Below are 25,210 nucleotides of genomic sequence, written 5' to 3' on the forward strand. Positions count from 1 at the left end.
TGCCCGCCCAGTGGGTCGACTACACGACCATCAACGCAGAGTTCTTCACCGACCTGGGATCCCCCGGCGGCGCCGCGAAGACCGGCGCCCTGCCGTATGACCACCCGGCCGTGGCTGCGCTCCCCCCGCAGGGGCTCTCCGGACTAAGCACCCACGCCAGCGCGGTGGCCGGGCTGCTGTCAATGAAGGGCAAGCGGTTGAACGAGCCGGTACTTGCCGCCGGCGCTCGGTCGTGGTGGCTCGTCTGCCCGCTCGATCTCGACGTGGTCGAGCCCGCTGTTGGCGAGGAGATCGGCGAGCGCGCCGCGGGCGGCCTGCCACGCCTGGTCGGGGTCGATGCCGGTGCGAACTAGGAGCCGAAGCCGGAGCGTGGTCGGGCCGGCGTGGATGATTTGGAACACCTCGATGCCGGGGATCCGGTCGAGCAGCGCCGACAGCGTCAGCGGGGTGACGGTCACCGGGCCGTGCGGGGACGGGAAGCTGAGCAGGTCGGCGGTGCGGCCCTGGACGCGGATCGCGGGCAGCGGGTTGCCGCAGGGGCAGGGGTCGGGGCGGGCCAGGACGCTGTCGCCGAGGTCGTAGCGCAGGATCGGCTGGACCCGGTTGGCGAGGTTGGTCAGCAGAACGGTGTGGGAGCGCCGCCCGGGTGGGGTGGGTTGGTGGTCGGCGTCGACGGGTTCGAGGATGGCCCAGTCGGCGTTGACGTGCAGCCAGCCCTCCTTGCAGCTGTAGGACAGGAACGGGCACTCGGTCGCGGCGTAGGAGTGCCCGACCTTGGCGCCGAAGGCGGCGGCGATGCGCTGGTACTCGCGGTCGGGCAGGCCTTCGGCGGCCAGCACGGCGAGGGTGGGGTGGATGTCCAGGCGGCCGGCCTCCTGCTCGCCGGCGAGCAACGCAGCGGTGCCGGCGTAGGGAGCGAGCACCGCGGGTCGGAACGCGTTGAGCTGGGCGACCAGCTCGGGCAGCGGGGTCTGTACCGAGAAGGCCTGCACCCGCTGTGCCCGCCGGGGCGAGCTGCGCAGCCTCGCGGCGGCCGCGGCGGAGGCGAAGTGGCCCCCGGTCGCGGTGACCAGGGCGATCCGGCCGCCGCCGGCGGCGATGCGGACCAGGTCGACTGGGCGCACCAAGCCGGCGAGCATGCGCCCCATCATCGCAGTGGCCACGGCAAGGGGCAGCTGGTCGAGCAGGAAGATGCCGCGGGTGCCGGTGGTGCCGGAGGTGGTGGCCACGGTGTAGTCGCCGAGGAACTGGTCGCCGATCCGGGTCGGGTCGGCGACGAATGCCTCCACGTCGTCTCGGGTGGCGCGGGGGTCGGTGACCCAGTCGTCGAAGCGGTCCATCAGCTGCGCCTTGCTGGTGACAGGTAGCAGCACCACGTCGTCCACCTGGGGCGGCAGGCCGCGGTAGAGCTCGCGGTAGTAGGGCGAGCGGGCGCGGGCGTAGGCGATCTGGGCGGCGAGGCGGGCTCGTTGGCGGGCCGCGACCGCGGCTGGTCCGCCGCGGTAGGCCCGGCGGGCGTCGAGCAGCAGCCGCGCGGTCCCGGTGCGCGCGGGAGTCGGCGCGACCGCGGCGCCGGGGATGTAGGAGAGCGAAAGGCTCATCGCGCGTCTCCGTTCGTGAGCGGGCGGTCGGCTACTCCGAGCAGGTAGTGGCCCCGGATGCGGGTGGCCCACCGGGTGCCGACCTGCAGGCCCTGGCGTTCCAGTTCGGCGACGAACCCCTCGCCGGTGAACCGGTCGTGGGTGGGGTGGTCGGTCAGCCACCGGTAGCTGCGGGTGGCCAGGGCGAGCGCGGTGACCTGGTCGAAGTAGAACCGGCCCCCGGGGCGCAGCACGCGGGCGATCTCGGCCAGGGCGTCGCGCCAGTCCTCGACGTGGTGGATGATCGCGAAGTCGAACACGGCGTCGTAGCCGGCGTCGGCGGCGTCCAAGCCAGCCTGCAGGTCGGTCACGTCCCCTGCGGCCAGCCGCACCCGGTCGCCGAAGCGGGCCAGCCGCCGACGAGCCCGGTCCACCATGGCCGGGTCGAGATCGATCGCGTCGACCCGGTCGGCGCCGAACCGGGTCAGGATCAGCTCGGTGCCGTAGCCCGGGCCGCAGCCCACCTCCAGCACCCGCGCGCCCGGCGCCAGCATCCCGCCCAGGCGCAGCAACGTCGGGGTCTCGTAGAACCGCTGCAGCGCCCGTCGCGGTGGGCTGTTGACCACCGCCGTCTCGAACCGGTTCATCAACATGACTGGACTCTATCATCGCTCCCACGTATTGACATCGGCAGAATACGATGGATCGCGGCTTCGTCGGCCGCGTCTAGCCCCTGATCGACTGCGGCGCCCGTCACGCCGCTGGCCAACCATTCGATGCGCCCGCTATCATCGTCTTATGACGATTTCACGGGAGATGGCGGGCCCACCGCGCCGGGAGCTGATGCCGGCGGCGGCGCTGTTCCACAGCCTGTCGGACGCGACGCGGCTGGCCATCGTGCAGCGCCTCGCCGCCGGTGAGGCGCGGGTGGTGGATCTGACCGAGCGGTTGGGGCTGGCGCAGTCGACGGTGTCGGCGCACCTGGCGTGCCTGCGCGATTGCGGTCTGGTGGCCGGACGGCCGGAGGGTCGGCAGATGTTCTACTCGCTGACCCGCCCGGAGCTGATGGATCTGCTCGCGGCGGCGGAGACGCTGCTGGCGGCGACCGGGTCCGCGGTGGCGCTGTGTCCGAACTACAGCACCGCTGCCGAGGCGGGGAACCTCGGGGGTGCGCGGTGAGTGACGCCTGCGGCTGCGGCAGCGACGAGCCCACCGTCGCCGGCCAGGAGAGCGGCGAGAGCGAGGGGCGCGAGCCGGAACGGCTGTGGGAGGTCTCTGAGCTGCGGGCCGCCGCGGTAGCCGGGGTGCTGCTGGCGGCCGCGTGGATCGTCGGCTGGGTCGACGGGCCGGCGCCGGTGCAGCTGGGCCTGGAGGCGGTCGCGCTGCTGGTCGGGGCGTGGACCTTCGTGCCGTCCACGCTGCGCCGGCTGGCCAAGGGCAAGATCGGTGTCGGCACGCTGATGACGATCGCGGCGATCGGCGCCGTCGTCCTCGGTGAGGTCGGCGAGGCCGCGATGCTGGCGTTCCTGTTCTCCATCAGCGAGGGGCTCGAGGAGTACTCGCTGGCCCGGACCCGCCGCGGGCTGAGGGCGCTGCTGTCGCTGGTCCCGGAGCAGGCCACCGTGCTACGCGGCGGCGTCGAGATGGTCGTGGCCCCGGGCGAGTTGCGGGTCGGGGACACGATGCTGGTCCGGCCGGGCGAACGCCTGGCCACCGACGGGACGGTCTCCTCGGGGCGGACCGCCCTGGACGTCTCCGCGATCACCGGCGAGTCCGTTCCGGTCGAAGCCGGCCCCGGTGACGAGGTGTTCGCCGGCTCCATCAACGGCAACGGCGTGCTGGAGGTGCGGGTCACCAGCACCGCCGAGGACAACTCGCTGGCCCGAATCGTGCGGATCGTGGAGGCCGAGCAGGCCCGCAAGGGCGCCGCCCAGCGCCTGGCCGACCGGATCGCGAAGCCCCTGGTGCCCGGCGTGATGATCGCCGCCGCGCTGATCGCCGCGGTCGGCAGCGTGTTCGGAGACCCGCTGGTCTGGATCGAACGCGCCCTGGTCGTGCTGGTCGCCGCCTCGCCGTGCGCGCTGGCGATCTCGGTGCCGGTCACCGTGGTCGCCGCGGTCGGCGCGGCCAGCAAGCTGGGCGTGCTGGTCAAGGGCGGTGCCGCGCTCGAGGCGCTCGGCCGGATCCGCGGGATCGCGCTGGACAAGACCGGCACCCTGACCCGCAACCAACCCGTCGTGATCGACGTCGCCACCACCGGGGGCGCCACCCGCGACCAGGTGCTGCACCTGGCCGCCGCGCTGGAGGCGCGCAGCGAGCACCCGCTCGCCCGGGCCATCCTCGCCGCCGTCGATGGCCACACCCCGGCCGCCGACGTCGAGGCGGTGCCCGGCGCCGGGCTGACCGGCCACCTCGACGGCCGCGCGCTGCGGCTGGGCCGCCCCGGCTGGATCGAGGCCGGCGAGCTGGCCGAGCCGGTGCGCCGGATGCAGTCCGACGGGGCCACCGCGGTGCTCGTCGAAGCCGACGGGCAGCTGATCGGCGCGATCGCGGTCCGCGACGAGCTGCGCCCCGAAGCCGCCGAGGTCGTCGCCCGGCTGCACCGCGACGGCTACCAGGTCGCGATGCTCACCGGCGACAACCAGGCCACCGCCGCCGCGCTCGCCGCCCAGGCCGGCATCACCGACGTGCACGCCGAACTCCGACCCGAGGACAAGGCCGCCCTCGTCGGCACGCTGCGCACCCAGCGGCCCACCGCGATGGTCGGCGACGGCGTCAACGACGCCCCCGCCCTGGCCACCGCCGACCTCGGCATCGCGATGGGCGCCATGGGCACCGACGTCGCCATCGAGACCGCCGACGTCGCGCTGATGGGTGAGGACCTGCGGCACCTGCCCCAGGCGCTGCAGCACGCCCGCCGCGCCCGGGCGATCATGCTGCAGAACGTCGGACTGTCGCTGGCCATCGTCATCGTGCTGATGCCGCTGGCCCTGCTCGGCGTGCTCGGCCTGGCCGCCGTCGTGCTGGTGCACGAGCTCGCCGAGATCGTGGTCATCGCCAACGGCGTCCGCGCCGGACGCGCCCAGCCGCTGCCGTCCGCGCCCCCGGATGCAGCAGCGCCGGCTCCCGTCGACGCGGCCGCCGTGCGGGCCTGAGGCAGGCAGCAGCACATCACCGCGAACCGGCACGCGTCGCCCTATCGCCATCCGGCCCACCTCGCACTGCGGCGGTGGGTCGGATGGCACCTGCCGGCCGAGGCGCTCCAGGCCGGAAGAAGAAAGATCAGCCCGAGCAGAGGGTCTCCCAAGGGAATCCGGAGGATCAGCCATGCCCGAGAGCCGCTTCTGGCTGCTGCGTGACATCCGCGCCGCTCGCAAACAAGGGCCGGAGTCGATCCGGCGGCGGCAGCAGGCCCGGCTAGCCGACATCGTCGCCTACGCCCGCGCCCGCTCGCCCTACTACCGGCAGCTCTACCACGGCGTGCCCGATCAGATCACCAACCCGGCACAGCTGCCGGTCACCAGCAAAGCCGAGCTGATGCCGCGCTTCGACGACTGGGTCACCGACCCGGACGTCACGCTCGCCAAGGTGCGGGCGCACGTCGAGGACCCGTCGTTGATCGGCGAGAAGTTCCTCGGCCGCTACACCGTGGCCACCACCTCGGGCACCTCCGGGGCCCGGGGAATCTTCCTGACCGAGGACCGGGCTATGGCGGTGGGCACAACACTTATTGCGGCACGCATCATGCCGACCTGGCTCGGCCCGGCCGGCCTGCTTCGGATCGTGGCGCGTGGCGGGCGCATGGCCGCGGTGGTCGCCACCGACGGCCATTTCGCCGCCTATGTCGGCGCCACCCAGATGCGCAACCGCAGTCGGTTGGGGCGCAAGCAGGCCGAGGTCTTCTCGGTGCATTCGCCGCTTCCGGAGCTGGTCGATGCGCTCAATCGGTTTCAGCCAGCCGTGATTATCGGCTATGCGAGCGTGATCGCGTTGCTGGCAGGCGAACAGGAGTCCGGCCGCCTACGCATCCGTCCGGTGCTGGTGCAGCCCGGGGGCGAGACGCTGGCAGCTGGTGAGTATCAGCGGATCGCCCGAGCGTTCAACGCCACGGTCCGCGACGGCTACGCGGCGACCGAATGTCTCTTCATGGCCTACCGCTGCCAGCACGGCTGGCTGCACGTCAACGCCGATTGGGTTCTGCTCGAGCCCGTCGACGCCGACCACCAGCCCGTCCCGCCCGGCCAGCGCTCCCATACCGTCTTGCTGACCAACCTCGCCAACCGGATCCAGCCGATCCTGCGCTACGACCTCGGCGACAGTATCGAAGCCAGGCCCCAGCCCTGCCCCTGCGGCGACCCGCTGCCCGCAATCGGTTTGCAGGGCCGCGCCGGGGACGTCCTCACCTTCCCCACCCACAGCGGCGACGAGGTCGCCATCACGCCGCTGGCGTTCGGCACCCTGATCGACCGCACGCCCGGCGTCGAACTGTTTCCAGATCGTACAAACCGCGCCGACAACGTTGCGGGTGCGTCTGCGCCTGGCCGGCGACGCCGATGCCGACCGGACATGGCACGCAGTGCACACCGAGATCGCTGGCCTGCTCACCACGCACGGTCTCGACAAAGTCGTCGTCGAACGCGCCCACGAACCACCCGAACAGGCCCCAGGGGGCAAGTACCGCACTGTGATCCCACTACCCGAAATCATTCAAGGAAGCCGCCGCCACACGTCCTCATGAGGCCTTTGGTGGGTGCCCGCCGGCTATGAAGTGATCTCAGGGTCGGCTGCCCGGTCGGGGGTGCACCCGCTTTAGGACCAGCGGCTGCGCCGTCTCGGAGCGCTCCCGCCGCCACTAAAGCTGGCCCTCATCGGTGACCGTACGGTCAGGGCGGCGGGCGCGGTCACCGGGGCTGCGGTCACAGCGCGACACCACGGCACCGCCCGCACCCCAGGACGACGATCGACCAACGCAGCTACGACCGCATCCCTGACTGAATCTCTGCACTCACCCCGCGCCTGGCCGGGTGCGCGTCGCTCGCCGGCGGCGCAGCGGCTGGGCTGCGGCGGCCAGCAGGCCGGCGGCGCCGAGCGCGGCGAGGACCGATTCGACGGTTCCGCCCAGGACGGTGGCCGGAGTGGTCGTGGACCGCAGCGGGACCTGCGCGACCAGGGCGTCGGGGGTGAACTGGGCGGTCTGGTGCCGCACCTGCCCATCGGGGGCAACGGTGGCGCTGACCCCGCTGGTGGCGGCGACCAGCACGGCCCGGCCGTGCTCGATGGCCCGGATCCGGGACTGGGCCAGCTGCTGATAGGTCATGTCGGTGCGCCCGAAGGTGGCGTTGTTGGCCGGCACGGCGAGCAGCTGCGCGCCGCCGCGGACAGTGTCGATGACGGTGTCGTCGAAGGCCACCTCGTAGCAGGTCGCGATCCCCACCCGGGCCCGGCCCATGGCCAGCACGGTTGCCTCGGTGCCGGGGGTGAAGTCGCGTTGCACCCCGTCGACCTTGTCGCTGAACAGTCGCACCACCGAGCGCATCGGCATATATTCGCCGAAGGGTTGGATGCGGCGCTTGACGTAGGTGCCGGTGGGGCCGGCACCCGGTTCCCAGCGGATCGCGGTGTTGCGCAGCCCCCCGGCGGGTGGGGACTCCACCGCGCCGATCAGCACCGGCACCCCGACCGCGGCTACGGCGCGGTCGATCGCCGCCGCGGCGTCGGGGTTGCGCAGCGGATCGATGTCGGCGGAGTTCTCCGGCCAGATCACCAGCTCCGGGCGCGGCACCCGGCCGGCGGCGAGCTGCTCGGTGCGCCGGACGTGGTTGCCCAGCATCGCGGCCCGCTGGGCCGTTGAAGTCCAGACCGACCCGGGGCACGTTCCCCTGCACCACCGCCACGGTGACCATCCGGTCCCCGGCACGGGCCGCGTCGACCAGCGCAAGCGCGGCCAGGCCCGCCACCACCGGCACCAGGACTCACCCCACCGGCCGCCCGAGCCGCAGCGCGCGCCCGCGCCGTCCCCCGGCGCGGGGCAGGAGCAGGGCGGTGATCCCGAACCCGGTCAGTGCGACGCCGAACCCGACCAGCGCCGGGCGGCCAACGGCGCGAACACCCCGTCGGCTGGCCGAACGCCACCCGCCCCCACGGGAACCCACCGAAGGGCACCCGCGAACGCGCCGCCTCCCCGGCCACCCACGCCCCGGCCGCCCACAGCGGCCAGCCGGGCAGCCCGGACACCACAGCGATCCCCGCACCCGTGGCGGCGACGAACCCGCTTGCAGCAGCGCGAGCACCAGCCACGGCAGCGGCCCGACGTAGGCCCCGGTCCAGGACAGCAGCGGCGCGAACACCCCCAGCCCCGCCAGCAGCCCGTAGCCCAGCCCGGCTCGCGCGCGGCGTCCGGACAGCACCACACCGAGCAGGGCAACCCCAGCGGGGCCAGCCACCACAGCGGCCGCGGCGGGAAGCTCAGATACAGCACCCCGCCCGCCGCCAACGCGGCGACGCACCGCAACCAGACTCCCCGCCACCTGCTCCGGGCTGCCGCTCGCGGCCGGTCAGTCGCGGCCGATGTCGCGGCGCTTCCCGCGGCGGACGCCGCAGAGAGGGCGTCGACCCGCGCTTCGGGCATCACAGCGGGAGGGTGTAGCCGCCGATGGGACCGCGCATCCACGCGATGAACGCACCCCACGCCCCGGTGACCAGCAGCCCGCCCAGCAGCAGCAGCATGATCCCGCCGGTGATCTGCAGGGCGCGGACGTGGCGGCGCATCCACCCGGTGGTGCGCACCGCCCACCGGGTGCCCAGCGCGATCAGCACGAACGGGACGCCCAGCCCGGCGCAGTAGGCCAGCACCAACACCAGACCGCGAAGCGTGGTCGGGCCGACCTGGGTGCCGGTGGCCAGCGCGATCACCCCGGTCAGGGTGGGGCCCAGGCACGGGGTCCAGCCCAGGCCGTAGACCGCGCCTAGCACCGGCGCGCCGGCCAGCCCGGCCCGCGGCAGGCGGTGGATCCGCACGTCGCGCTGCAGGGCGGGGACGAACCCGAGGAACACCAGCCCCATCGCGATGGTCACCACCCCGCCGATGCGCTGCAGCAGCAGCTCGTTGCCGATCAGCCAGTCCGACAGGCCCAGCACCAGCAGCACCCCGCCGGCGAACACGACGGTGAACCCGGCGACGAACAGCATCGCCGCGCCGGCCACCCGCCACCGACCCCCCGTGCGGGTCGCCGTCGCCGCCGCGCCCTGGCCGGTTGCGTCCGGAGTGGAGTCTTCCGCGCCCACCAGCCCGGCCAGGTAGGCGATGTAGCCCGGAACCAGGGGCAGCGCGCACGGCGAGGCGAAGGACAGGATCCCGGCGGCCACCGCCAGCGCGACGGCGACCAACAGCGGGCCGGAGATCGCCAGCTCGGTCAGGCTCATCCGGTACCCGCCCCGCCCGGCTGCGGCACGGCGCCGGCGAGCGGCACCGCGACGGGCTCCGCGGCGATCCGCTGCACCACCGGCAGCAACTCGCTGACCCGCAACGCGGTCAGGAAGATCGCGGCGACCCGGTGCTCGCGGTCGAGCACGATCGTCGAGGGCACGGTGTTACGGGGGAACCCGCGCAGCGCGGTCAGCGACCGGCCCGGGTTGTCGAAGATCGACGGGTAAGTGATGCCGCGGTCGCGCATGAAGTCGCGCGCGGCCTCGGCGTTGTCGCGGACGTCGACGCCGAGCAGGGTCACCCCGCTCGGGCGCATCTGCTCGTGGATCTGCTGCAGGCCGGGCATCTCCTCCCGGCACGGGCCGCACCAGGCTCCCCAGATGTTGAGCACGACGACCTGGCCGGGGAAGTCGTGCAGCCCGATCGTGCGGCCCGGTTCGAGCAGGCTCTCCCCGGACAGACCCGTCACGGTGCCGCGCTGCTCGGGCGGGTCGTAGAAGATCCGGTCCTGCCCGCCCGGCGCCACGAACGTGAACGCCCGGGCCTGGCTCTGCGCGTCACCGGTCGGGGTGCCGAACGAGCACCCGGGCAGCAGCACCAGCATCGCCGACACCACGGCGAGCATCCGCAGCCTGGCCAGCGCTGACCGCCGCTGCGGGGCGGCGGTTCCGGCGCGGGCGCGCCTCATGCGGCGTCCCGCTCGCGCAGCGCGCGGCCGCTGAGCCCATCGCGCAGCGTCACCCACATCGCCCGACGGCGGATCACCAGCAGGCCGGCGGCGAGCAGCAGATACACCACGCCCAGCCCGACGCGTTCGATGGTGGCCAGGGCGGGCGGCAATGTCCAGGCCAGGACGAACTGGGCCAGGAACAGCCCGAGCAGCGCGTAGGCGCCACCCCGGGACAGCGCACCGGCCGCGACCAGGGCGACGGCGAACATCGACTGGCCGGCGGTGAGGAACAGCTCCTGGCGCTGCAGCGGGTCGATCGGCAGTCCGCGCAGGGAGCCGGCGGAGACCGCGAACACCGCCGGGATGATCCCGACCAGCAACGTCCACTGGTTGATCTTCGAGGAGATCAGGGCACCCAGCGCGGCTGCGCCGCGCAGCTTCCAGGCCAGGATCAGCACCGCGATGAACTCGGGGGTTTCCGAGGCCAGCGGCGCCACCCACTGCACCAGCAGGAACTCGCTGACGCCGAGCTCGGAGCCGGCCTCGACCAGGCTGTCGGCGAACGCCTCGGCCACGGCGAGGATGACGGCGCCGGCGAAGACCAGCATCCCGATTCCGGCCCACCGGCGGGTGCGGGTGGGTCCGGCGGCGATCCGGGCCGCCGGCCCGATCAGCTCCCCGACCTCCTCGTCCTCGTCCTCGTCGGCTTCGGCGCCGCGGACCCGGACCAGGTAGAGCGCGAAGATGCCGAACAGGATGACGGTGTCGAGCAGGTTGAGGGTGTCGCGCAGCGCGAAGGTCAGCGCGTACAGGCTCGCCACCGCCAGGTAGGCGATCTCCACGGTCTGCACCGGCTCCAGCCGCACCGCCGACCGGTCCTCCGGGCGGGCGTCGGGGTCGCGCCGGCGCCGTGCGGCCAGCGCGGCCAGCACCACCAGCGACCAGCCGATCCCGATCAGCAGCCGGTTGGCGCCGGTCATGTTGGCCAGCGCCAGCGGCGCGTAGGTGTCGGGGTCCTGCCCGGCCTTCCAGGCGAAGACCACGTCCACTGCGTACTCGGGCAGCACCGCGATCAGCGCCAGCAGCGCCAACGCCAGACCCTGGCCGATGTCTCGTTCGATCAGCTCGGTGCCCCAGCTGAGGAAGAACGCCGCCCCGACCACCGCCACACCGAGCACCACCACGGCCAGCGCGGCCGGCACCGGAGCGCCGCTGAACCGCAGCACCACCCCCGGCACCGCGGCCACGACCGGCAGCAGCAGCGCCCAGTTGCGCCGCGCCGACACCGCCATCGAGCTCATGTCGTCGTCCTTCCTGACGTCTGGTCCGGGTCGGCCTGCGGCCGCACCGTTGGCGCGTCCCGCTGTTCGTCGCCGGCGGGGCGCCGGTCACCCCGCCACGACGCCCACAGCAGGGCCAGTGCCCCGAGGGTGATCGCGGTGTCGGCCAGGTTGAACGTCGGGAACCAGCCCAGCCAGAGGAAGTCGGTGACCGCGCCGTCCCCGGCCCGGTCCACCACGTTGCCCACCGCTCCACCCAGCACCAAACCCGCCGGCACCGGCGGGCGCAGATACCCCAGGATGATCGCCGCCGCCACGCCGATGGTGATCAGCGAGGCCACCCCAAGGACCACCCAGGTCGGGAGCCCGTTGCCCAGGCTGAACGCCACCCCGCTGTTGTGGCTCAGCTGCAGCCGCCCGATCCCGAGCTCCACCGGCGCCCCGGGCAACCGCGTGTCGGCCAGCCGCTTGGTCACCACATCGACCAGCACGACCCCGCCCGCGGCTGCCCCGGCCACCGCGGCCGGGCCGACGGCCAGCCGGAATCGGCGGGTCACCGCCCCGACCGGGCCGCGCAGTTGTGATCCCCACCGGGATGCACGATGATCAGACCAGCAGCGATCGTCATACGACGATGATAAATAGCGCAGACGATGACAGCGGAGGCGACCCCGGTGGTACGGAATGATCGAGGCCGGCACCGAGGGCCGGGCGCGGTGCCGGCAGGCGGGCGGTCCCGGTGATGGCGCCTCACCAGCGGCGCGGGGGCTCGATATGCGTGTTGATCGTTCCCGGTGCCGCCGTGCGCCGCTACGCACGCCCGGCGGCCGAGTCGCTGACCGGTCGTGGGATCGACGCGCGGCTGCTGCCCGCCCCGGGCGAGCCGGGCATCCCGGCCGACCTGCGCGGCTACGGTGCCCAGCTCGCCCGCCAGATCAGCACCGCAGCGCCGGTCGATCTGCTGATCGGGCTGTCGGTAGGCGCGCAGGCGGCCGCGGTCGCCGCGGCCGCGGTGCCCCCGGCACAGCTGGGGCGGCTGATGCTGGTCAGCCCGACCGTGGACCCGTCGGCCCGGACCACATCGCGGCTGCTCGGCCGGTGGCTGGCCGGCGGACGCCTGGAACGCCCCCGGCTGCTGCCCGAGCAGGCCCCGGACTGGCGGCGCGCCGGGCCGCGGCGCCTCGCCCGGGTCGCGCGGTCCGCGCTGGCGGTGCGCATCGAGGACCTGCTGCCCGAGGTGAGCGCCGGGTTGACCGTGGTGCACGGGGAACGCGACGTGATCACCCCGCACGCCTACGCCGCGCGGCTCGCCACCGACCACTGTGGTCGGTTGATCCTGGTTCCGCGCGCCACCCATTCCTGGCCCTACGCCGACGCCGACCGCTTCGCCGACACCGTCGAGGCCGTGCTACGAGAGGACGTGCTCGGATGACCCGTCGACCGGCTCGTGGGCTCGCCCCGCAGGACGTGGTCGCCTCGTTCGACTCGGCGACGGTGCTGCACGCCGGCCTGGCCGCCGCGCTGCGCGGGCGACCGTTCCCCCACCTGGGAAACGGCCCACTCGCGGGTGCCGCAGTCCGGGCCGCCGGGCGGCTGCCATGGCCGCTGCTGCGCCGCCTCTACACCCGGATCGGCGCCTCCGAGGGCGTCGACCCGCGCCGGCTGGCCGGCGTGGACATGGCCGCGGTCGCCGGGTGGCTGGCCGACGGCTACCCCGCGCGGCGCTATCCGGCGGCGCTGGTCGGGGCCAGCAACGGCGCCCTCGTGCACCTGGCGGCCGCGATGCAGGTGCCCTGGCTGCCCGGCACCGTCCTGGTCCCGGTCGCCCGCACCGGTGACCCGCACCGCCCGGTGGACGCGTTGCGCTTCGGGGAGCGGGTCGCGCCGCCGCTGCTCGCGGCCAACCCCGACGTCGTCCTACACCACATGCACGATCAGATCCAGGACGAGCTGATGGTCGCCCGGATGACCTACTTCCGGCTGAAGTGGCGGGCCCTGCCCGAGGCGTACGCCCGATTCCTCGCCCGGTCGCTGGCCCCCGGCGCCCCGGTGATCCTGCTCGATGACCGGTCGCGGTGGCCGGTGCTGCGGGTGGGTGAGCGGCACGTGTTCCAGGCCGGCGCCCAGGGCGGACAGCGGCCGGACGACTACCTCGCCCGCCCGCACACCCCGCGCGCGGACGGGGAAGCACCGGAGGCCGAATGGGGCGGCGACCCGAACCTCGCCGCCTCGCTGGCCGAGTGGTGCGCCGCCCACGGGCACCCGCTGCTGCGGCTGAGCTATCCCGGCCCGCAGGCCCCCGCCCACGCCGTCGCCGCGCTGATGCGGGAGTGGTATCGCCGCCGCGGCGAGCCGGGCGAGCGGCTGCTGGTCCCCTCGTTCATCCTCGGCGACCCCTGGCGCACCATCACCGCCGCCGCCGTCCCGTTCTGGACGTTCTTCTCCGTCCAACCCGCGCTGCACGCCCTCGACGCGCACCTGCAGGCCAGCGACCCCTACCGCGCGGTGGACATCCTCCTGTTCCAACACGGCGTGACCTCCGCCGGGATCGCCCACCCCGACCAGTGGCTGGCAGTCGCCCGGCGGCACGGCGCCGCCGCCCGCCTACTCGCGCTCGACCCCCGGCGTTTCCCGCACGACATCGCCTCGCTCGGCCGCTACGGCCAGGCACTCGCGGCCCTGCCCCCGGCACAACGGCCCTGGTCGCCCCTCGAAGTCACGGCTGCGATGCAGGGGTTGCGCGACGCCGGTCTGGACGGCTGCCGCCCCTGATCGACGCGGGGGCAGGAGCAGCGAGGGGGCGCCAAGCTGCTCGTGCGACAGAACGCGATCGGAGGTGTTGATCGCTGCGGTGGAACCGACGCAGGCGGCGTATCCACCGCGTTGCGCGGGTAACACCGATGACATCGACGGGAGGAGTGATCGTCAGTGAGCGAGGCCGAGACCGACCGGCAGGCGATGCGCAGCCGCGGGCTGAGGCTCGCCTGGTTCATCGTCGCCTGGGACGTCGTCGAAGGCGCGGTCGCGGTGACCGCGGGCCTGATCGCCGGGTCGATCGCCCTGGTCGGGTTCGGCCTGGACTCCGCCATCGAGGTCTTCGCCGCGCTGGTGGTCATCGGGCAACTGCACGGCAAAGCGCGGTACACGACGGCGCTGAAGCTGATCGCCGTCAGCTTCTTCGCCCTCGCCGCCTACGTCACCGTCAAGGCGGTCATCGACCTGGTCACCCAGGCCAAACCCGACCCGTCGCTGATCGGGATCGGGCTCAACGTAGTCGCCCTCGCCGTCATGATCCCGGTCGCGATCGCGCAGCGCCGCACCGGCGACGCCCTCGGCAACCAGGTCCTCGTCGCCCAGTCGGACGAAACGTGGATCTCCAACTATCTCTCGGTCAGCCTGCTGGTCGGGCTGGGGCTCAACGCCTGGGTCGGCTGGTGGTGGGCCGACCCCGTCGCCGCCCTGGTGGTGTCCGCGGTCGCGGTGTGGGAAGGCCGGGAAGCCTGGCAGGAGTCGCGGAACGCCGACCGGGACGAGTGACAGCGGCCAAGCGACCGGTCACGGGCTCCTCTTGGGGAAGATCCTCCCCGTCCGCTCCATGTAGGCCCGGTACTGCTCGCCGAACTGCTCGAGCATCATCTGCTCCTCCCGGGGCACCCGCGACCGACAGAGCAGGGCGAACGACACCGGGCCGGCCGGCCCGGCGACCCGGTTCTGCAGCAGCAGCGCCTGGGCGATCCCGAGCAGCCACCCGGCCGCGTACATCGGGTGTCGGACGTGCCGGTAGATGCCGCCGGTGACGAGCTGGTGTCCCTGCCGCAGCTGGACCGAGTCCGACCAGTACCGCCCCAGCTCGGCGTGCGCTCGCCACAGCAGCCAGACACCCGCCGCCTGGCTGGCTGCCCCCGTCCAGCCCGCCCAGGACGGCAGCCGGCGGTCGGCGAACCGCAGCCACCGGGTGGACAGGTGGATCAGCGGGAGCACCCCCATCCCCACGCTCAGGAGCGCGAGGTGGGACAGCTCCGCCGCCGTTTTGCGATCGACGACGACCGAAGCCGACCGCGCTCGTCGGCGGGCGGGGAGACGGATGAGCGCGATGAGCACCCAGCCTGCCCCGTAGACGATCTTCAGGATGCCCTGCTGCTTCACGACGTCACCCACCATCTGCCCGTACAATGAGAGGAGTAGGACGATATCATCGCGCCCAGACGATGCCAATCGTAGGGTTCGGGCGGCAGCGGGAGCCAGGGGCGGTCCTCGCCGGCGGCCAGGAACCCGTCGGGGAGGCGGGTGAGGTGGGGCCCGCTTGATCCTCTCAGCGTGGCTTCAGCGTCCAGCCAGGGTCCTCAGCATCGCCTCAGCGACGAACCCGCACTGTGTGGCCCTCGCCCCGGACGTTCCGCGGGCACCGACGCCCAGGAAGGACCCGATGACGATCTTGCAGGCTCGCCCGGTGCCCGCCCGTCTCCGCTCGTCATTGCGGTCCAGGCCGCTGCGGGGCTGGCGGACCCCGCAGCACCGGGACGGGATCGCGCTCGTCCTCGGCCCCGGCCCCGGCTGCTGTTCCGGGTGCTGGCCGTACGGCTGCACGACCCGGCGACGGTCGGCGTGAACAGCAGCATGCTGTCGGCGATGACCCTGGGCACCGCGGCCCAGCTCAACCTCGGCAACGCGTTGCTGCGCCGCCGGATTGGACGCGGCAGGTCTGAATCGTGCTGAAGCGTCTGCTCCGCGAGATCCGGCTCGCCCTCCTCAGCTACCGGCCCACCATTGACCCACTGTTCTGCGAGACGTGCGGACGCAGGCTCGATCGGGCCTATTGGACTAACGGATTCCCGTTCTGCGACCTAGCCTGTTCCCAACGGCATTTCAGTGACCTGCTGTGACCCAGCCCCGCTTCCCGTCGGGAGTCGACGGGCTCACCGGGTACCCGCGGGCCGCCCCGGACCTTAGATGCGCAACCCACACCAGCACCGGCGTCGAAACCCCACCATCGACAACAGCACCGCCACAGCCGGCCACCGCACACCTCGATCTTGTCCCCCCGCCCCCCAAGCCTGGGCGCAGTCCCACGACCAGCAAGATCCACGACCAAAGATCAACCCAGGTGGCTGTCATGGGTTTTGGGCGGCTGTGGGGTCAGGGGCGGTTCGCGGCGGCGAGGAACTCGTCGATGAGGCGGGTGAGCTGGCCCGGTTGGTCTTCGGCGACGAACGGGCCGGCGTCGTCGAGGACCTCGAGGCGGGCGTGCGGGAGCAGGCCGGCGAGTCGTCGGGCGTGGGCGAGCGGGAAGAAGTTCTGCCGGGACCAGGCCAGCAGGGTGGGGCGGTCGAATCCGGGCAGGGCGGCCGCTGCATCTTCGGTGTAGCGGGTGGAGATGGCGCGCACCAGCCGGGCGAAGTCGCGGCGGGTGCCGGGGTGGTCGCGCAGTGGGCCGGTGTAGCTGGCCATGATGTCGGCCGGGATCGACCGGCGGGTGAGCAGCCCGAACGCGATCGGCAGCCGCTGGATGGGGCGGAACCGCAGCGACTCGGCGAGCACCTTGAGCCCGGCCGATGTCTGCCCGAGCAGCTGCAGGTGCTTGATCGGGAGCGGCAGGAAGTTGTCGAAGGCGTCGCAGGGGGTGAGGACCAGGCGGGCCAGCCGGGCGGGGTGGCGAGCGGCGACGGCCTGGCAGACCGCCCCGCCGGTGTCGTTGCCGACGAGTGTGACGGCGTCCAGGTCGAGCGCGGCCAGGGTGCGGTGGACGAGGTCGGCGAGCCCGAACAGGGAGAAGTCGGTTCCCTCGCGCATCGGCAGCTCGTGGCCGCCCAGCGGCCAGTCCGGGGTGATGCAGCGGTAGCGGTCGGCGAGGCCGGGGACGACGTGGCGCCAGACGTCGGCGTTGGCGACGATGCCGTGCACGAACACGATCGGCGGTCCCTCGCCGCGTTCGTGGTAGCGGATGCGGCCCTCGGGAAGCTGGACCTCGTGCGTCGGTCCGAGGGCGTCGGTGCGGGTGGCCATGATCAGGCTCCTTCCGGGTGGGGGCTGTCCGCCGGATGCGGTGCCCTTGCGAGCAGTCCGGGCAGCAGCAGCCCGAGCAGGGCGGTGGTGGTGTGCTCGGCGTCCCAGCCGTGCGCGCTGCGCAGGTGCAGATAGGTGCGGGGCACGATGTTGAACAGCAGCGTCGCGGTCTCGTCCGGGTCGATCTCGGGGCGGATGGCGCCTTCGGCCATCCCGTCCCGCAGCAGCCGCTCGAACGGGCGCACGTAGACCGCGCGGGTGTCGCGGCCCTCGCCGGTCGTCGGCTCGTCCAGGTGGAAGACCGGGTCCGGGGCGCTGCTCAGCCCGGCCAGCAGCGCCAGATGTTCCTCCACCACCTCGCAGCAGGCCCGCAGGGCCGCCTCCAGCCGCTGGGCCGCGGTCCCCTCCCCGGTGAGCGCGGGCCACAGCGCGGCCTGCCAGGCCTGCGCCGCGCCCACGGTGAGCGCGTCGACCAGCACCTCGCGGGTGACCCCGCGCCGATACAGCGTCACCCGCGAGACCCCGGCCGCCTGCGCCACCCGCTCCAGGGTGAAGTCGTGCCAGCCGTGCGCGGCGATGACCTGCGCCGCGGCCCGCAGCACCGCGTCGTCGAGCAACGGACCCGATTCAGGCATGAGGCCTTGTGTCCCCTCTCGTGCAAACCCTATGTTGCAACTTCGCAACTCCAGTGTGCAAGGGGGTAGTGATGAGCGGGTGGATGCGTGGGGTCGCGGCCGGGCTCGCCGGTCTGGCGGCCACCGAGGCCGTGGCCGCGGCGTTGCGGTCCCGGTCCTTCATCGACGCGGCCGGGCAGCTGGTCGTCGACACTGGACCGCTCCCGCTGGTGGAGCGCACCGTGCAGGTGCTCAAGACCGCGGACAAGCCGGTGATCCGGGCCGTGGTGGCCGGCACCGTGCTGGCCGCCGGCGGACTGCTGGGGCGCGTGCAGCGCAGGCCCATGCGGGACCTTGCGGCGGTGGCGGCCGCTGCCGCGCTCGGCGGGACCGTGTCGCTGCGCCGGGCCGCGGACAGCACAGCCGGCGCCGCCGGCGTCCACCAACGGCGCGCAGCCGGCCTCACCGCCGGCGCCGGGCTCCTCACCGCGCTCGGGGTGCTGGCCGTGCCCTCGGTGGCGGCCCCAGCGGCCATCGGCGGCGGGGCCGTGCTCGCCGCGGGAATGATCGCGCAGTCCCGGCACCGGACACGGCACGACACCCGGACGGCCACCCGGTCGCTGCGGGTCGACCGCCCGCTGCCGCCGGCCGTCGACGGGGCCGAGGACTGGCCCGGCGTCTCACCGCTGCTGACACCGCTCGAGCGGTTCTACGTCACCGACGTGAACATGCGCCCGCCGGTCGTCGACATGCGCCGGTGGCGATTGGCGGTCAGCGGCGCCGTCGCCGCACCGCTGTCACTGACCTACGACGAGCTGATCGACCTCGGGATCGTCGAGTTCGACGCCGCCCTGGTCTGCATCCACAACCGCCTCGGCTGGGACCGGCTGGGCAACGCACGCTGGCTCGGCATCCCTCTGCGCCGGCTACTGGCCACTGCGCAACCGGATCCGGCGGGCTCGGTCCTCGTCACCCGCGCCGTCGATGGCTGGGAGGCCAGCCTCCCAGTGCAGCTGCTCGACGAGCTGGACGGCTACGTCATCCTCGGCATGGCCGGCCGGCCGCTCACCGCCGCGCACGGCTTCCCCGCCCGGGTGTTCGTCCCCGGCCTCTACGGCCAGTACACCGGCGCGAAATGGCTGACCGAGCTGCGGGTGCAGACCGAGCCGAACCGTGACTACTGGCTCCCCCGCGGCTGGCCCCGCGGCCCCGTCCGGGTGCGTCCCCTCTCCCGCATCGACGCCCCGAGCGACCACGCCCTGGTGGCGGCGGGAGAGACCGACATCGTCGGGGTGGCCTGGGCCCCGCCCGGCGGCGTGGCCGCGGTGCACGTCGCCGTGGACGACCAGCCCTGGATCCCCGCGGAGCTCGCCGCCGAACTCGCGTCCGCCGCCTGGCGGCGCTGGCGCGCCCGCATCGCGCTCACCCCCGGCGGGCACCGGGTGCGGGTGCGCTGCATCGCCCGCGACGGCACCGTGCAGGACGCCACACCGAGGCCCCCGTTCCCCACCGGTGCGAGCGGCCACCACACGATCACGGTGACCGCGAGGTGATCGTTTGACATCGCACCCGCGATGCCGGCTCGGCCAGCAGCGGCACGGCCCGACCCAGGTCCAGCGGGACGCCGAGGCGTGGAGGCGGGCGTGACGGCCAGGGCCGTTGGTCACGCGAGAAGCCCCATCCAGTAGGGCCAGAATCGTGCCGCGATCAACCCGACGATCACGAGGAACCACACGGTGAGCACCGCGCCGTGGTACCGCGCGACAAGCATTCCCGCCCGTTGCGCCCCCGGAGCGGCAGCCGTCCAGCGGTCAGGTTGTGCAAGGTCGTGTACCAGAACGTCGTGATCGTGACGACCCACACGACCATGCAGTACGGACACAGCGCGCCGGGCTCGCTGCCCTGCTGGCCGACGCGGACGGGCCGGGCGTGCTGTGGCGGGACCGCCCCGGGCAGGTCGTCGCGGGCGCCGGCGCGAACCTGCCGCACTACCGCAAGGCCGACCGGGTCGTCGCGACCGAGCCGGATCCCGCGATGCGTCGGCGGCTGGCCGGCCGACTCGACCGAGCGACCGTGCTGGCGGTGGTCCGCGAGGACCGGGCAGAATCGCTGTCCGACCCGGACGACACCTTCGACGCGGTCCTCAGCACCGCCGTGCTGTGCACAGTGCCCGACCCGGACCGAGCGCTGGCCGAGGTCGCCCGGGTACTGAAGCCGAACGGCCGGCTCGTAGTGCTCGAGCATGTCCGCGGATCGGGCCGGCTCGCGGAATGGCAGGACCGGCTGGACCCGGTGTGGACCCGCATCGGGGCCGGTTGTCACGCCAACCGTGACACCCGCGCCGCGATCGAGCGAGCCGGCGTCACTTTCGAGCTCTTCGAGGAGTTCCAGCCGGTGCCGGCCTGGGTGCCGACCAGCCCGATGATCGAAGCCGTGGCGACGCGGCCGAGCTAGGGACCGCCAGCCGGACAGACATTTCCGGACGAGCACTTGTTGCAGGCAGTCAGATGCGTCGATGTACTATCTCGGTACGGAGGCCGGAGATGAGCCTCCTCCGGCCCGGCGTGCTCGGGGCCTTTCGCGAGCCCGGGAGACGCCGTCCCGCTGGCCGATCGGCGCTCTGCAAACGGTAGGAGGTTGATCTCAGTGACAGGCTGCACCGCGGCAATGGGGTGGTGGGGCGCGCTCTCCTTCTTGGCGGTTGTCGCGATCCTCACGGTGGCCGTCCTCGGGGGGATCTGGCTGCTCCGCCGATCCTCCGCTCACGCCGCCCGGACCGAGCTGATGGACAGTGATCCCGCGCGTGACCGGCTGCGCGAGCGCTACGCCAGCGGGGAGATCGACGATGAAGAGTACGAGCGCCGCCTGGCAGGACTGACGTGGCGGTGACTCTCAGCGCAGCTCGTGGGTGAAACTCCGGTAGCGGGGGCTCCGCCGGCCGGCGCCACGCGCCGCTCTCCCGGCGGGCTAGGCATCGCGCTCGGCGTGGCGAGCCTCTCCGCCGCCCTCGTGACTGCGGCCGTCGTCTTGCAGGTGGGCGGTGGCGCAAGCGCGGAGCCCATTCCCGGCATTCCAGGGCCTGGCCCGGTGACCACGTGGGTGCTGCCGGCGGCACGGGTGCTCCGCGACGTCGCGGCCGTCGTGACGGTCGGGCTGCTGCTGGCAGCCGCAGCGCTCGGCCCGATTCCCGGGCCGAGCGCACAGGCAACCCGGACGATGGGGTCACATGCCTACCGGTGGGTGCTGGCCGCGGGCTGGTCGGCGCTCGTCTGGTTCACCGTCACGGTGCTGGATGTCGGCTACACCGCCTCCGACGTTCTGGGCCGCCCCCTCGGCGAGGTGGTCGGCGATCTGCACGTGCTCGGCTCGGCGCTTGATCTGTCGCCGATCCCGGGCTTGGTGGTGGTCGCCGGTCTCGTCGCGGTGCTCGTCGTGGCCTGCCGGGTCGTGCTCTCCCGGTCCGGCGTGGTGATGCTCCTCGCGCTGGCGCTGGCCGCGACACTGCCGCCGGCCTTCGGTGGCCACTCAGGGGCCGGTTCTGGGGATCATCGGATGGCCGTCTCCGCAATGCTGGTGCACGTCGTCGGCGTCGTGCTCTGGGCCGGCGGGCTGCTGGCGTTGACGCTCGCCCATCGGCTCCCCACGCCGGATCTCGCCCGCGCTGTCCATCGCTACTCACGGCTCGCGGGGTGGTGTCTCGTCGCGGTGGGCCTGTCCGGGGTCGTGAACGTCCTGGCCCGGATCGACCCGCTCAGCGGGCTGTGGCAGAGCTGGTACGGCTGGCTGGTACTGGCCAAGCTCGGCGCGTTCGGGGTACTCGCCGCCGTCGGTGGTCTCCACCGTCGCCGCACGCTTCCCCCGTTGCGGCGAGGGCGGCGCTCGGCGTTCGTCCAGCTGGCGATCGTCGAACTGGTGATCTTCGCGGCGACCGTTGGCCTGGCAGTGGGGCTGTCCCGCACGCCCACACCCGGCGGTGCGTCGGGCGCAAGCGCCCACGCGGCAGAGATCGACAGCCTTGTCATGCCGGAGGCACCCGGGGTGCGTTCGCTATTGCTGGACGGGCGGCCCGAACCCGTGTTCCTCGCGGTGGCCGGCGTCGCGATCGCGCTCTACCTCATCGGCGTTCGCCGCCTTCGTCGAGGCGGGAGGGTCTGGCCGCCGGCGGCGACCGCCAGCTGGGTCGCCGGGTGGCTGCTCGCCGCGTGGGCGACCAGCGGTGGGCTCGCCCGCTACGCCGAGGTGCTCTTCAGCGCCAACCTGGTCCAGCACCTGGCGCTCGCCCTGCCCGTCCCCCTGCTGCTGGTTGCCGGGCGCCCGGTCACGCTCGCCCAGCGCACGCTCACGCCGGCCGACGACCCCCGTTGGCCAGGACCACGCGAGTGGCTGTCGGATCTGCTCGGCTCGCGCCCACTGCATGTCCTGGTGCGGCCCCCGGTCGCGTTGGCCGTGCAAGCTGTGCTTGCCGGCGTCGTCTACTTCGCCGGGCTCTACGAGACCGCGCTGCGCTCCGAGACCGGCACCATGTTCGCATACGGCCTGGTGTTGATGCTCGGATATGCCTTCTGGTGGGGCGTCATGGGAATCGACGCCGCGCCGCACCGTCCGACTCCGCTGACTCAAGCGGTCACGCTCGGGGCGAGCGTGGCCCTGCTGAACCTCCTGGGCCTGGCACTGATGCACGCGCAGACCGACATCGGCGGCTACCGCGACACCGGATTGTCCCGCCCATGGGGGCCCCGCGTGCTCGGCGATCAGGTCCTCGCCGGCGAGATCACCCTGTGGGTTGCCGGGTCGGTCAGCGTGCTCATCGTCGTTGCCGCCCTACTCACGACCCGAAGAGCGAGACGGGCCGGCCCAGCGCACGGCCACTCCCAGCCCCGTCCCGTTGCCGACGCCCACGCCAGCTGATCGAAGGAGCCGACCTGCATGACGCACACGGCACTGTTGCCTGGCTGGCTTCGCGGCGTGTGGATCGCCGCGGTGTGTGCGGTAGTCGTCGTCCATCTTCGCCACGTCTGCGTCATGAGCGGGCAGCGTCGCTACTGGCATGTCGGGCATGTCTTGATGGCTGCCGGTATGGCCTACATGTACCTCCCTCATTCGTACCAGCCGATCCCGGGTGAGAGCGGCACGGCAGCCTTCGCGGCGGCGGCAGCCGCATCAATTGCCGCCGCGGCGTTGTTTCGGATGCGCTATGGCGTTCTCAATCCACTCTAGATTCTGACCACCGCGGAAATGGCCGTGATGGCCTACATGTTCCTGCCCATGCAGGCGCGATCGCCGCTGCTCAGCTACCTACTGGCCGTGTACCTAGCGGGAATCGGCGCCGCGTGGGCGCTGGGCCGGTGGGATCACCATTACCTATCCGATCACCGTCCGGTCCACGCCACCTCGCCATCAGTTCAACGGACGCCACCGGCGCTCCGGGTCAGTCTCGCCACCATGGCCGGCGCGATGGCGTACATGCTCTTCGCGATGTGACGGTGGACTGCGTCTACTGCCGAAAGCGGAAGCCCAGCGGGCCGGCCGCTCTGTTGTCGCCGCTCAGTCGGCTTGCGAGGCAGGCAGGTACGACAGCACCGATGCCATACCGGCGGCCATGTGGTAAGCGGCGTGACAGTGGACGAGCCATTGCCCGGGATTGTCGGCGGTGAAGTCCGCCAGTAGCCGCTCGCCGGGCGCAACCATGATGGTGTCCTTGCGGGTGCCCGCCGGCAGGTTCGTGTCCCCGGCTCCGCTGGTGGATCCGATCCCCCGCAGGGCGACGGTGTGCCCGTGCGGGTGCATCGGGTGGTACATCGGCGTCTGGTTGATCAGCTCGAGCCGGACGCATTGCCCCTCACGCAGCGCCATCGGGGTGATGCCGTCGAACGGTCGCCCGTGGTTGTAGGTCTCGGCGTTGATCCGCCACTCGAACCTCGACATGTCGCCCGTCAAGTACAGCCGGTGGGTCACATCGGGCGCCCGATCGTCACCGCGGACCTCGGGCGCCGCCTTCAGGTCGGCGAGGGCGAGGAGCCGACCGGCCAGCTCGCGCGGTGCGACCGTCGGAGGGGGAACCGGGCCGCCCGCGGTGCGCACGACCCCCATCGCCTGCGCGCCTTTGCCCTCGGCGACCGCGACCAGCGGGAACGCGCCATCGCCAAGGGTGACCAGCACGTCGTAGCGCTCGCCCGAGCCGATCTGCAGAGTGTCGACGGTGACCGGCTCGACCGGGAACCCGTCCGTGTGGGTCACGGTCATCCGGTGCCCGCCGAGGGCGACCCGGAACACCGTCGCCCCCGCCGCGTTGATCAACCGGATGCGGGCCCGCTGCCCGGGCCTCGCCCGGAACGTCTCCGGCGCCGTCGGCAGCCGCCCGTTGAGCAGGTAGAAGGGGAACTCGACGCTGCCGGCCAGGCGGGACGCCGCCGACACCGCGGCGATGCCCGGTGGCGGGTTCGCCAGCGCCTCGGGCACGTGGTACTGCCACGTCCCGGACCGGTCGGCGATCCGCCCGACCTGCACCGGTGTCTGGAACCTCGCCTCCACGCCGCCGGCACGCAATGCGCTCAGCACCTGGTCCGGGGCCGGGCCGGCGCCGTCGATCCAGTCGTCGACCACGACGATGAACTCGACGTCGTAGTCCCCGGCATCGTGGGGATCGTCGATGATCAGCGGTGCGTACAGCCCGCGCTCGCGCTGAAGGCCCACATGCGGGTGGAACCAGTAGGTGCCCGGGTCGGGCGCGATGAACGAGTAGCGCATGCTCTCGTCCTCGGCGATCGCCGACTGGGTCAGGTTCGGCACCCCGTCCATGTCGTTTCGGATCCGCAACCCGTGCCAGTGCACCGTGGTGGGCTCCGGCAACCGGTTGATCACCTCGACCTCGAGCTGATCACCCGCGCTGCACCGAAGGACCGGCCCGGGCACTCGCCCGTCGTACGCCCACGTCTGCACCGTCCGGCCGCCCAGGTCCACCTCGACCGGCTCGGCGGTGAACGACGCGCGCACCGCGCGACCGGTGCCCCGGCTGCGCCGGGCCTCCTCGACACGCCGCACGTCCCCGGAAGACGCCGACACGCGCTCCGTCCCGACCGCCTGCGCCGGGCGCGCAGCCCACCATGCACCGGCGGTCAGGGCGGCACCGGCGGAACCGACCGCCCCCAACAGCACGCTCCGGCGCGACATGACCGGCTCTGGCATCGCGCTCCGTTCCTACGCCCATCACCCAACGAACTACGTAGAGAGATAGTAGAAGCCGGTGCGGGCTTGGAGCACGGAGGGCTATCGTCGGCATCTGTCGGGGCCGACGGCGAGCAATCCGGAGACACGCCGGTGTGGCCGAGGATCATCAGTGCCGGAGTGTTGGTGGCCGCTGCACTACGCCTCGTCCGAGGATGCCCCTGAACCCGCCCTGGCAGGCGCCCAGATCTACCGGACGCACCCCACACCCTTCCCGTCGGCTGCCGCCGCCTGCCCTATCTCACACAACGCCTGGCCGGACGCTCGATCTACTGGTGGCTCTCCCACCGGGCCTGATGCAGATACCGACGCCACGACCGGTCGGCCCGTGGTTGCGCGCCCACGACTTCCTCATCGGGCCCCGTGTCGGCCTGCAAGCCCTGCTGGCCGCGTTCCCCCATGCGCACGTCGTC

Annotated in this window: 24 protein-coding genes and 1 pseudogene; 13 read left to right on the forward strand and 12 right to left on the reverse strand. The window is 72.8% G+C overall.

The features are described 5' to 3' along the window. Window positions 1-179: 179 nt before the first annotated feature. Window positions 180-1,601 carry a phenylacetate--CoA ligase family protein gene (locus tag CFP66_RS40205; protein WP_233160097.1) on the reverse strand — a complete coding sequence of 474 codons (1,422 nt, stop codon included), beginning with the start codon at window positions 1,599-1,601 and terminating at the stop codon, window positions 180-182. After that, window positions 1,598-2,233, reverse strand: a complete 636-nt coding sequence (locus tag CFP66_RS40210; protein ID WP_233160098.1) for a class I SAM-dependent methyltransferase — start codon at window positions 2,231-2,233, stop codon at window positions 1,598-1,600. Before CFP66_RS40210 ends, CFP66_RS40205 begins: the two co-directional genes overlap by 4 nt. Window positions 2,234-2,378: 145 nt before the next feature. On the opposite strand from CFP66_RS40210, the gene CFP66_RS40215 reads away from it, so the two are divergent. The 3 genes from CFP66_RS40215 to CFP66_RS40225 all read left to right on the forward strand — a co-directional run bounded on the left by CFP66_RS40215 (window position 2,379) and on the right by CFP66_RS40225 (window position 6,347). Then, window positions 2,379-2,759 (forward strand): metalloregulator ArsR/SmtB family transcription factor, encoded by a 381-nt coding sequence (locus CFP66_RS40215; RefSeq protein WP_094930628.1) that lies wholly within the window; start codon window positions 2,379-2,381, stop codon window positions 2,757-2,759. Next, complete coding sequence (locus CFP66_RS40220) at window positions 2,756-4,735, forward strand: cation-translocating P-type ATPase (RefSeq protein ID WP_094930629.1); 1,980 nt, start codon at window positions 2,756-2,758, stop codon at window positions 4,733-4,735. Before CFP66_RS40215 ends, CFP66_RS40220 begins: the two co-directional genes overlap by 4 nt. A 172-nt stretch (window positions 4,736-4,907) precedes the next feature. After that, a complete protein-coding gene (locus CFP66_RS40225) occupies window positions 4,908-6,347 on the forward strand; it encodes a phenylacetate--CoA ligase family protein (RefSeq protein ID WP_233160099.1) in 1,440 nt (479 codons plus the stop codon). A gap of 238 nt (window positions 6,348-6,585) precedes the next feature. On the opposite strand, the gene lnt is transcribed toward CFP66_RS40225, so the two are convergent. The 6 genes and pseudogenes from lnt to CFP66_RS40250 form a co-directional block, all read right to left on the reverse strand. Continuing rightward, window positions 6,586-7,497: an apolipoprotein N-acyltransferase gene (gene lnt, locus CFP66_RS49575; protein ID WP_255413934.1), complete on the reverse strand. Its 912-nt coding sequence runs from the start codon at window positions 7,495-7,497 to the stop codon at window positions 6,586-6,588. 254 nt (window positions 7,498-7,751) lie between these two features. After that, window positions 7,752-7,877, reverse strand: a pseudogene (locus CFP66_RS50530) (hypothetical protein); the annotation flags it as partial. A 330-nt stretch (window positions 7,878-8,207) separates the two neighbouring features. After that, window positions 8,208-9,002 (reverse strand): cytochrome c biogenesis CcdA family protein, encoded by a 795-nt coding sequence (locus tag CFP66_RS40235; RefSeq protein WP_094930630.1) that lies wholly within the window; start codon window positions 9,000-9,002, stop codon window positions 8,208-8,210. Then, on the reverse strand, window positions 8,999-9,694 hold the full coding sequence (locus CFP66_RS40240; protein WP_094930631.1) for a TlpA disulfide reductase family protein: 696 nt from the start codon (window positions 9,692-9,694) through the stop codon (window positions 8,999-9,001). Before CFP66_RS40240 ends, CFP66_RS40235 begins: the two co-directional genes overlap by 4 nt. Continuing rightward, window positions 9,691-10,977 carry a sodium:proton exchanger gene (locus CFP66_RS40245; protein ID WP_198962004.1) on the reverse strand — a complete coding sequence of 429 codons (1,287 nt, stop codon included), beginning with the start codon at window positions 10,975-10,977 and terminating at the stop codon, window positions 9,691-9,693. Before CFP66_RS40245 ends, CFP66_RS40240 begins: the two co-directional genes overlap by 4 nt. Then, window positions 10,974-11,513 (reverse strand): signal peptidase II, encoded by a 540-nt coding sequence (locus CFP66_RS40250; protein ID WP_158228408.1) that lies wholly within the window; start codon window positions 11,511-11,513, stop codon window positions 10,974-10,976. Before CFP66_RS40250 ends, CFP66_RS40245 begins: the two co-directional genes overlap by 4 nt. A 224-nt stretch (window positions 11,514-11,737) precedes the next feature. Between CFP66_RS40250 and CFP66_RS40255 the strand changes: the two genes are divergently transcribed. The 3 genes from CFP66_RS40255 (at window position 11,738) to CFP66_RS40265 (ending at window position 14,493) form a co-directional block, all read left to right on the forward strand. Continuing rightward, window positions 11,738-12,388, forward strand: a complete 651-nt coding sequence (locus CFP66_RS40255; protein ID WP_158228409.1) for an alpha/beta fold hydrolase — start codon at window positions 11,738-11,740, stop codon at window positions 12,386-12,388. Continuing rightward, window positions 12,385-13,728, forward strand: coding sequence for a hypothetical protein (locus CFP66_RS40260; protein WP_143517541.1), 1,344 nt, complete (start codon window positions 12,385-12,387; stop codon window positions 13,726-13,728). Before CFP66_RS40255 ends, CFP66_RS40260 begins: the two co-directional genes overlap by 4 nt. Window positions 13,729-13,884: 156 nt before the next feature. Continuing rightward, window positions 13,885-14,493 carry a cation transporter gene (locus tag CFP66_RS40265; protein WP_233160104.1) on the forward strand — a complete coding sequence of 203 codons (609 nt, stop codon included), beginning with the start codon at window positions 13,885-13,887 and terminating at the stop codon, window positions 14,491-14,493. A gap of 18 nt (window positions 14,494-14,511) precedes the next feature. Here CFP66_RS40265 and CFP66_RS40270 read toward each other — a convergent pair whose 3' ends face one another. Then, window positions 14,512-15,117 (reverse strand): protein-S-isoprenylcysteine O-methyltransferase, encoded by a 606-nt coding sequence (locus CFP66_RS40270; protein ID WP_094930635.1) that lies wholly within the window; start codon window positions 15,115-15,117, stop codon window positions 14,512-14,514. Between the two features lie 405 nt (window positions 15,118-15,522). On the opposite strand from CFP66_RS40270, the gene CFP66_RS48300 reads away from it, so the two are divergent. Next, on the forward strand, window positions 15,523-15,672 hold the full coding sequence (locus CFP66_RS48300; protein WP_158228410.1) for a hypothetical protein: 150 nt from the start codon (window positions 15,523-15,525) through the stop codon (window positions 15,670-15,672). A gap of 420 nt (window positions 15,673-16,092) precedes the next feature. Here CFP66_RS48300 and CFP66_RS40275 read toward each other — a convergent pair whose 3' ends face one another. Both CFP66_RS40275 and CFP66_RS40280 read right to left on the reverse strand, forming a co-directional pair. After that, window positions 16,093-16,959, reverse strand: a complete 867-nt coding sequence (locus tag CFP66_RS40275; RefSeq protein ID WP_094930636.1) for an alpha/beta fold hydrolase — start codon at window positions 16,957-16,959, stop codon at window positions 16,093-16,095. A 2-nt stretch (window positions 16,960-16,961) separates the two neighbouring features. After that, window positions 16,962-17,594 (reverse strand): TetR/AcrR family transcriptional regulator, encoded by a 633-nt coding sequence (locus CFP66_RS40280; protein ID WP_094930637.1) that lies wholly within the window; start codon window positions 17,592-17,594, stop codon window positions 16,962-16,964. Window positions 17,595-17,665: 71 nt separating this feature from the next. Between CFP66_RS40280 and CFP66_RS40285 the strand changes: the two genes are divergently transcribed. The 6 genes from CFP66_RS40285 (at window position 17,666) to CFP66_RS40315 (ending at window position 23,054) form a co-directional block, all read left to right on the forward strand. Beyond that, a complete protein-coding gene (locus CFP66_RS40285) occupies window positions 17,666-19,126 on the forward strand; it encodes a molybdopterin-dependent oxidoreductase (protein WP_094930638.1) in 1,461 nt (486 codons plus the stop codon). A gap of 376 nt (window positions 19,127-19,502) precedes the next feature. After that, window positions 19,503-20,027: a class I SAM-dependent methyltransferase gene (locus CFP66_RS40295; protein ID WP_233160105.1), complete on the forward strand. Its 525-nt coding sequence runs from the start codon at window positions 19,503-19,505 to the stop codon at window positions 20,025-20,027. A 192-nt stretch (window positions 20,028-20,219) separates the two neighbouring features. Then, window positions 20,220-20,462, forward strand: a complete 243-nt coding sequence (locus CFP66_RS40300) for an SHOCT domain-containing protein (protein WP_233160106.1) — start codon at window positions 20,220-20,222, stop codon at window positions 20,460-20,462. A 198-nt stretch (window positions 20,463-20,660) separates the two neighbouring features. Continuing rightward, window positions 20,661-22,481, forward strand: coding sequence for a bifunctional copper resistance protein CopD/cytochrome c oxidase assembly protein (locus CFP66_RS40305; protein ID WP_094930641.1), 1,821 nt, complete (start codon window positions 20,661-20,663; stop codon window positions 22,479-22,481). A gap of 18 nt (window positions 22,482-22,499) precedes the next feature. Next, entirely contained in the window at window positions 22,500-22,790 is a 291-nt protein-coding gene (locus CFP66_RS40310) for a DUF5134 domain-containing protein (RefSeq protein WP_094930642.1), read from the forward strand. Between the two features lie 18 nt (window positions 22,791-22,808). Next, the gene (locus CFP66_RS40315; RefSeq protein ID WP_094930643.1) at window positions 22,809-23,054 is read left to right on the forward strand and encodes a hypothetical protein; all 246 of its coding nucleotides are present in this window, start codon (window positions 22,809-22,811) and stop codon (window positions 23,052-23,054) included. 63 nt (window positions 23,055-23,117) lie between these two features. Here CFP66_RS40315 and CFP66_RS40320 read toward each other — a convergent pair whose 3' ends face one another. After that, window positions 23,118-24,758, reverse strand: coding sequence for a multicopper oxidase family protein (locus CFP66_RS40320; protein ID WP_094930644.1), 1,641 nt, complete (start codon window positions 24,756-24,758; stop codon window positions 23,118-23,120). Between the last annotated feature and the right edge of the window lie 452 nt (window positions 24,759-25,210).

Source organism: Pseudonocardia sp. MH-G8 (assembly GCF_002262885.1).
Classification (GTDB): Bacteria; Actinomycetota; Actinomycetes; order Mycobacteriales; family Pseudonocardiaceae; genus Pseudonocardia.